This window comes from Mycolicibacterium sp. XJ2546 (assembly GCF_053483195.1).
This window is the reverse complement of sequence record NZ_JBEFRW010000004.1, coordinates 321904-330031: the sequence shown is the minus strand read 5'-3', so window position 1 is coordinate 330031 and position 8128 is coordinate 321904. Positions and strand designations below refer to the sequence as shown.

The 8128-nt window shown below is 70.1% G+C and carries 5 protein-coding genes; 1 reads left to right on the top strand and 4 read right to left on the bottom strand.

All coding sequences use genetic code 11. The annotated features are described in order from the left end of the window. The 4 genes from ABQE44_RS10465 to ABQE44_RS10450 all read right to left on the bottom strand — a co-directional run. On the bottom strand, positions 1–1477 hold a 1477-nt coding region (locus tag ABQE44_RS10465), incomplete at its 3' end, for an AMP-binding protein (protein WP_448429562.1). A 1-nt stretch (position 1478) separates the two neighbouring features. Then, positions 1479–2456 carry a phosphotriesterase family protein gene (locus tag ABQE44_RS10460; protein ID WP_448392637.1) on the bottom strand — a complete coding sequence of 326 codons (978 nt, stop codon included), beginning with the start codon at positions 2454–2456 and terminating at the stop codon, positions 1479–1481. A 10-nt stretch (positions 2457–2466) separates the two neighbouring features. Further along, positions 2467–6705 (bottom strand): DUF3367 domain-containing protein, encoded by a 4239-nt coding sequence (locus ABQE44_RS10455; protein ID WP_448429560.1) that lies wholly within the window; start codon positions 6703–6705, stop codon positions 2467–2469. Continuing rightward, on the bottom strand, positions 6683–6856 hold the full coding sequence (locus tag ABQE44_RS10450; protein WP_064890250.1) for a DUF2613 domain-containing protein: 174 nt from the start codon (positions 6854–6856) through the stop codon (positions 6683–6685). Before ABQE44_RS10450 ends, ABQE44_RS10455 begins: the two co-directional genes overlap by 23 nt. 81 nt (positions 6857–6937) lie before the next feature. On the opposite strand from ABQE44_RS10450, the gene ABQE44_RS10445 reads away from it, so the two are divergent. Continuing rightward, complete coding sequence (locus tag ABQE44_RS10445) at positions 6938–8098, top strand: glycoside hydrolase family 3 N-terminal domain-containing protein (RefSeq protein ID WP_448392635.1); 1161 nt, start codon at positions 6938–6940, stop codon at positions 8096–8098. The last annotated feature ends 30 nt before the right edge of the window (positions 8099–8128 follow it).

Genomic DNA, 8128 nt, shown 5'->3' with positions numbered 1-8128 from the left:
CCGCCGTCGCGGACCGCCGCGAGATGATCTCGTCGCGGACGGCCGAGCGGCGCGCCTTACCCGCGTCGTCGCGCAGCGGGGTGTCGGTGAACTCCACGCTGCGCGGCACCTTGTAGCGCTCGATGCGTTCGGTCAGGAACGCGACGACGGCCGCCTCGTCGAGATCACCGTCGGCATGCACGATCGCGTGCGGCACCTGGCCGAGATCGCCTGTGTCGTCGGGAATCCCGACCACCAGACAGGACAACACCTGCGGGTGAGCGGCCAGCGCTGACTCGATCTCGGCGGGATAGACGTTGCGGCCACCGACGGTAAACATGTCGACGCGGCGGTCGTTGAGGTAGAGGAAGCCGTCCGCGTCGAAGTAGCCGAGGTCGCCCAGCGAGTCCCAGCCGTCGCGGCTTTTCGCGGTTGCGCCGACGTAGCGGTAGGTGGGCGCGCTGCCAGGTGCCGGCCGCATGTAGACCTCGCCGACGACGCCCGGCGGGCACTCGTTGCCGTCGTCGTCGAGCACCTTCATCTCGCCGGCGACGACGATCCCGACCGAACCCGGGTGCGCCAACCACTGCTCACCGGAGATGAACGTCAACGCCTGCAGTTCGGTGCCCCCGTAGAGCTCCCAGATCACCTCGGGCCCAAGCAGATCAATCCACGCCTGCTTGACGGCCGGCGGGCACGGCGCACCCACATGCCAGAACCGTCGTATCGACGACAGGTCGTAGGCGTCGGGGTTGGCCCGGTACACCGGCAACAGGCGCTGCATGATCGTGGGCACCGTGGCCAGATACGTCACCCGGTACTCGGTGACCAGGCGGAGGAACTCGGGTGGATCGAACCGTGGCATCAGCACGTTGTGATGGCCCTGCACGAGGCCGATGGCGAACGTGGTGAATCCGGTGTTGTGGCTCAACGGCACCGAGAACAGGTTGACGTCGTCGTCCTGCGTGCCCATCGCATAGCCCACCAGGGCCGGAAAGCGGCTGTCACCGCCGGACTCGATCAACTTCGGGCGCCCGGTGCTGCCGCCGGAGGCCATCGCCTTCAACACCGGCGACACCGCCTCGGGCAGCGGCGCGTCCGACAGTTGCGGATCCGGCTCGAAATTCGCTGGTACGCTGGGGATTTCGCCGGACGGATCGGTGCGGCCCACGATCAGCGCCCGCGGCCGCAGCGCGAGCAGCCCGGCCAGCTCCGCGTCGGGCAGGTGCGGGGACAGCGGCTGCGGAATCGCACCCAGCTTCCACGTCGCCACCACCGCCTGCGCCCACTCGATCGAGTTAGGCAGCACGATCGTCACGTAATCACCATGGCGCACACCGAGTTCGGCGTAAGCGCGGGCTAGCCGGTTGGTCCACTCGTCAAACTCGCGGCGGGTCAGGGTGCGCCCTTCGCAGGTAACGACCGGTGCGTTAGGCGCCCGCTGAGCGAGCAGCCTCACCTGGGTGCTGATGGGTGGGGTCTCGGGCGTCTCAGTCATCTCAGTAACCGCCCGTCGTATCGAAGATCTTGCGCGGATTGTCGACGAGCATCGTGGTGAGCTGCTCCTCGGTGACGCCGCGCTGCTTCAACGCGGGGATGACGTCGTGGTGGATGTGCAGGTAGTGCCAGTTCGGCAGCACCGCGGGCACAACCTGTTCGGGCAGCCAGTCGATGAAGCAGGACGCGTCGTGGGAGAGCACCATCTTGTCGGCGTGGCCGCGTGCGCACATCTGGGCGACGGTGTTCACCCGCTCCTCGAACGGCAGGAAGACGTCCACGCCGAACCGGTCCATGCCGATGTAGGACCCGTTGGCGATCAGTTCTTCCAGGTAGCCGAGGTCGGTGGTGTCGCCGCAGTGGCCGATGACGACGCGCGACAGGTCCACACCCTCGTCGGAGAAAATGCGTTGCTGTTCGAGGCCGCGGCGCGTCGCTGCGTGGGTGTGCGTGGAGATCGGCACGCCGGTCTGCCGATGCGCCTGCGCCACCGCCCGCAGCACCCGTTCCACACCCGGAGTCAGACCGGGTTCGTCGGTGGCGCACTTGAGGATCGCGGCCTTCACGGAGGTGTCGGCGATGCCGATTTCGATGTCGCGAACGAACATCTCGACCATCGGCTCGACGTCGCCGAGCATGCCGCCGGGCGCGGTGAAGTGGAAATACATCGGGACGTCGTTGTAGGTGTACACGCCCGTCGCCACCACGATGTTGATCTCGGTGGCCGCGGCGACGCGCGCGATGCGCGGAATATAGCGGCCCATCCCGATCACGGTCAGGTCCACGATGCTGTCGACGCCGACGGCCTTCAGCTCGTTGAGCCGGGCGATCGCATCGGCTTCCCGGTTGGCTTCGTCGCCCCACACCTCGGGGTAGTTGGCGGTGATGTCGGGGGACAGGATGAACACGTGCTCGTGCATGAGGGTGACGCCGAGATCGGTGGTGTCGACGGGACCCCGGACGGTGTTGAGCGTTGCCACCCCGCCGATGCTAGGACCTTTCCCGGCCGTTCGGCGCCGTATGGACCGTCGAGGCCGCGACCATCGCCAGCGAGGTGAGCGCCAGGAACTGCACCCCGGCCGAGTGGCCGATGTAGCCGTCGACCGAGCGCCACGGGTTCTGGCTCAGGATCGCCCCCGCCAGGATCAGGCCACCAGCCGACACCCCGACTGTGACGCCGTCGCAGAGCTTTTCGCGGTCGCGCAGCACATGCCGGACCAGCAGCGCACAGCCGACCACCACGACGCCGACCGCCCCGGATACCACCGCGCCGACGCCCAGTACCGCGACGGTGACCACGGCTCGACCCGGCTTCCACGCCTGTGCCGGGTCGTCGGGTTCGAGCCGCCTGCGCACCGGCACAAACGCGAGCAGCCCGAGCACGGGCAGCAATGCCAGGCCGCCGATGAGGCCGGCGCGGTAAACGGTGTTCGAGTCGAACGTGAGCGTGACGGTGCCGTGGGTGTGCGCGGGCAGCACCCAGCCCTGTTGCCAGCCGTTGACCGTGACCGGGGTCAGCACGGAGCCGTCGGCGCTGCGCGCGGTCCATCCCGGGTTGACGCTCTCGGGCACCACCAGCACCCGCCGCTGCGGCGCCGAGGACACCGTCACCTCGCGGTGATCAGCGTCCCAGACACCGGTGTGCGCGCGGACGGTGTCGGCTGAACGGATTTCGGCGGCCAGCGGCCCGGCCAGCTGCACACCGTCCACGACGAACGCGTCGCCGGGGCTGATCACCAACTCCTGCTGTCCCGCAGGCAGCTCGATCGGCCCGTCCCCGCAGGGCCGGGCCGGCACCGGCTCACCGTCGAGCAGCGCACCGACCGTGGTGGTGACCGAGGTCTGCACGAACTGGCCGGCCACCCCGATAATCGGCCCACGCCCGCATGGCAATTCGATGGTGCGGGCCCGGTTGCGCGCGGCGTCGGCCGCGGCGATCGGCATGCCGTCGGTGTCGAGCGCGACGACTTCGGCCAGGCCGGGAGGTTTGAGTTGGTCGAACCCGAGGGCAGTGCGGTCGATGATGTCGTCCCAGTCCAGGATCGACAGCGTCACCGTGTCGGTGACCCGGGGGGTGAGCTGAAGTGTCTGCCCGCCAGCGTCACCGGCCAGGCGCCGCACCTGCGGTCCGTCACCGAGGTCGACGGCCACCAGCGTCGGCGTTGCAGGCAGCACCGACGAACTCGGCGTCACCCGCAGCGCGGCGACCTCGCCGGCCTGCGGCAGTTTCACCGTCAACGTCGGCGGCGTCCGGTGCTGGACGACGCTCTGCGGCGCGGTCCACGCCGTCTCGGGGTCACCGTCGGTGGCGGCGTAGGCCGACCCGAGCACGTCGATCACATCCGAGTCCCCCATGGCGCGCACCGTGCCGGGTGCACTGATCAGATCCGCGAGGTTGGGCCCCTGCCGGGCGCGCACCCACACCGACGGTGTCACCGAGATCGGTTCGGGCACGGTCAGCGTCCTGCTCATGCTGACCGGCTCCTCCGGCGCCAGCGACATCGTCGCCGCGCACCGCACACCGGTCGGGCTCGGTGCGCAGCCCGGCCGGCCCAGCAGCTCTGCACCCAAATCCCATTGGGCCACAGCAGAACCCGCCGGCGGGCCGGGCACGGAAACAGTGCGCCGAAGCGTGACGGGATGGGAGAAGCCGTTGGCGTCGTACTGGGTGACCGCGAAGTCGGTGATGCCGAATTGCACACCGGGTGAACCGTCTTCGGTGCCCACCGCGGTGATCCGCACCCACGGTGACTCGCCGTAGGGCAGCGCCGCGGTCAACGGCTTACCGGGTTCGTCCACGCGCAGGGTGCTGGTGCCGTTGACGGTGGACACCTCGATGCGGTCGACCTGGGCGCCCACAGCCGTGGCGCTCGGGGTGATCGTGATGGTGGCGTTGGTGACCGGATGGTCGAAATCGACCCGTAGCCATTGGCCGATCGCCGCCTGCAGCGCGTTGGACACCCAGGCCGTAGAGGAGTCGGCGTCGACCGCGGAGGCCGGACCGCTTGCGGGTGCGACGTGGGGCAGCGCGGTGGAGTCGGCCGACGAACTCGACACCGAGATCCGTCCGCCGTTCCACTTTCCGTACACGAGGTCGGCGCCGGGGGCGGGGTAGTCGATCACCCGGTTGAAGGTGTGGCGGGCGTCGTCGGGGGTGCGGATCGCCGACGAATGGTCGTCGACGCGGCCGTAGTCGGTTTCGCGGGCCAGCGGCGTGTCGGTCACCGTGACGAGCGGGGCGGGTAGGCCCGCGCGGTCGGCGTCACCGGTCAGCAGCATCGGGCCCAGCGGCGGCTGGTCGAGCAGCCGGCGCCGTTCGTCGAGGCGCAACAGCGCCTCGGGCGCACCGTCGACGCGGGCCATCGCGTCGGCGTCGACGAGGTAGGGCACGACGGGCATGGTGGCCTCGACCCGGTAGATCTGCACCGCCGGATAGCGCGGCCGCAACCCGCTGTCGGTGACGAATCCCGCGAGCGTGCCCGGCCCGACCGGATCGCCGAACTGCGCGACCTTGATCAGCCCCGGTGAACCCTCCACGGCCCGGTGCACCAACAGCGGGCGTGCCGATCGCGACGTCTCCGGGTCCAGATCGTTGCGTACCACCACATACGAAATGCCTTGGCGCGCAAGGGTATCCGCGAGGCCCGCCGACGGGCGGCCTGCGGCGAACAGCCGCTGAACGGAGTCCAGCGCCCGGATGGTCTGCGGCGGGGTCAACGGAATCGAATCCCGTACCCCCCAGGCGTTTTCGCCGAGCACCTGCAGCGGTTCGTCGTGGCTGTTACCCCACACCTGGGTGGCGAACGGCGCGCCGGGGGCCACCAGCACCCGGCCTTCGGTGTTGTGTTCGTCGAGCCACGCGGCGGTCTGATGCCAGTACTGCGGGATCGCGTCGAAGGTGCCGGGCGGGGTCAGCCGTCCGGTCCAGGCCAGCGATGTGGCGGCGATCAACGCGGTCAGCACCACGACGCCGACGGCCACCCGTTTGTCCCGCTCGAGATGGGCGAACGCGTCGGTCCACTGCTCGCGCGGTGCGCTGCCGGGCAGCGGGATGCGGCCGAGCAGGTGCGCCAGCCCCAGCGCCAACGGCAGCCGCAGCAGCGGTTCGAGCTTGTGCAGGTTGCGCAGCGGTGTTCCGGCGTCGTCGAGGAAAACTTGAACATAGTGCGCCACCGGGGATCCCAGGCCGCCGGAGTATCCGGCCGCCAGCAGCACGACGCCGATCAACAGGATGGTGATGAGCCGTCCGCGCGCTGGCATCGACCGCATCGCCAGCCCGGCCAGCCCCGCCGCGGCGACCAACGTCGTCGCCAGCACCGCGACCGAACCGGTCACCAGCGACGCACCCGCCGTCGCGTTGGGCGCCACGAACGGTGTCCACGCGTCCGTGCCGCGCAGCATCTCCGTCAACGACATCCACCGGGTGGTGACCCCGGAGGACTCGATGTAGTCCAGAAACGGCGGGCTGATACGGCCCAGCAGCAGCAGCGCCACCACCCACCACGACACCGCCAGCGCGACGCACAGCGCCCACCATCCGGCGAACCGCCACCACAGCCGGTTCGGCCGGTGACAGGCCAGCCAGATCAGCGCCGCCAGGCACCCGGTCAACGTCGCTACGGCGTTGACGGCACCCATCAACGCGATCGCCACCGCCGACTGTGCGGCCAGCACCCGTGTTCGCGGGTCGCCCCTGTGCTTTCCCACCCCTTCGGTCCCGCCCTGCAGCGCCAGGATCACCGGCAACAACACCCACGGCGCCAACATCATGGGCAGGGTCTCCGAGGAGATCGCGCCCAGCGTGGTGAGCACCCGCGGTGACAGCGCGAACGCCGCGGCGGCGATCACCCGCGAGGTGCGGCTGCCGATGCCGAGGGCCTCGGCGACACGCAACAGCCCCCAGCACCCGGCGGCCAGCAGCAGCGCCCACCACAGCCGTTGGATCACCCACCCCGGGATGCCGAGCAGGTCGCCGGCCAAGAAGAACGTGCCGTGCGGAAACAGGTAGCCGTAGGCCTGATTCTGCGCCTGCCCGAACGGCAGCTCGCTGTTCCACAGGTTGAACGCCCGGGCCAGGAACCGCAGCGGGTTGGCGGTCAGGTCCAGCTTGGTGTCGGGCGAGATCTGGCCGGGCGACTGGGCGAACGTCAGGACCAGAGCCGCCGCAGCAGCCACCCACAGCCAACGCCGCCGAAGCGGCGTGACCTCAGCTTCTGTCGCCGTACTCAACCCGGTTGAGCACCGATGACGCCGGATCGCCCGCCTGCAGCGGAGGCTTCGTGTCCTGCTGCACCATCAGCGTCACCCCGAATACGGCAGCCGCGCCGAGCAGCAGGCCGACGACAATACTGGCGCCGGCAGGCACGAGGAACCGATCCATGCGGCCAAAACTAGCACGGGATACGACGTGGCCCCGTCCGCTGCCACGGTCGGCCACCGCAGTCCGCTATCGTCGAGGCCCATGGCCTTGCCCCGAGCGCTGTGCGCTGCTGTGACGATGTCCGGGCTGGTGCTGGCCTGCACGCCCGCCGAGCCGCCCGCGCCGCCGCCGTCGAGCGTGGTGACGCAGCATAGGGGCGACGTTCCCGCCGCACCGGCGCCACCGGCGTGCGGGGATCCGCAGGCGATGCTGGCCGCGATGTCGACGCGCGACAAGCTCGCCCAGCTGCTGATGGTCGGTGTCTCCAATGCGGCCGAGGCCCGCACGGCCGTCAACAATCACCACGTCGGCGGCATCATGATCGGCAGCTGGACCGACCTGTCGATGCTGACCGACGGCGCGCTGGCCGAGATCGCCGCGTCCGCAGGCCCGTTGCCGCTGGCCGTCAGCGTCGACGAGGAAGGCGGCCGGGTGTCGCGGCTGGCGCCGCTGATCGGTACGCAGCCCGCGGCGCGGGTGCTGGCGCAGACGCAGACCCCCGAGCAGGTGTACGACATCGCCCGCCAGCGCGGCCAGGCGATGCGCAACCTGGGCATCACCGTCGACTTCGCGCCGGTGGTCGACGTCTCCGACGCCGCTGACAGCACCGTGATCGGTGACCGGTCCTTCGGCTCGGATCCGGCGACCGTCACCGACTACGCTGGCGCGTACGCGCGGGGTCTGCGCGACGCCGGTGTCCTGCCGGTGCTCAAGCACTTCCCCGGCCACGGCCGCGGCTCCGGCGACTCGCACACCGGCAGCGTCACCTCACCGCCGATCACCGAACTGCAGAGCGTCGACTTGGTGCCGTACCGCACGTTGACCGGCCAGGCTCCCGTCGGCGTCATGATCGGTCACCTGCAGGTTCCCGGGCTGACCGGCAGTGACCCGGCCAGCCTGAGCCCGGCCGTCTACGGGATGCTGCGCTCCGGTGAGTACGGCGGCCCGCCGTTCAACGGGCCGGTCTATACCGACGACCTGTCGGGGATGCAGGCGATTTCCGACCAGTTCGGGGTGGCCGAGGCGGTGCTGCGCGGGCTGCAGGCCGGTGCCGACACCGCGCTGTGGGTGAGCAGCGCCGAGGTGCCTGCCGTGTTGGACCGGCTGGAGAAGGCGCTGGAGGCGGGCGAGCTGACCATGGGCAACGTCGACGCCTCGGTGCTGCGGATCGCCGGGGTCAAGGGCCCGAATCCGCGCTGCTAGTTCCCGCCCACCGCCCGCTGCTAGTTCCCC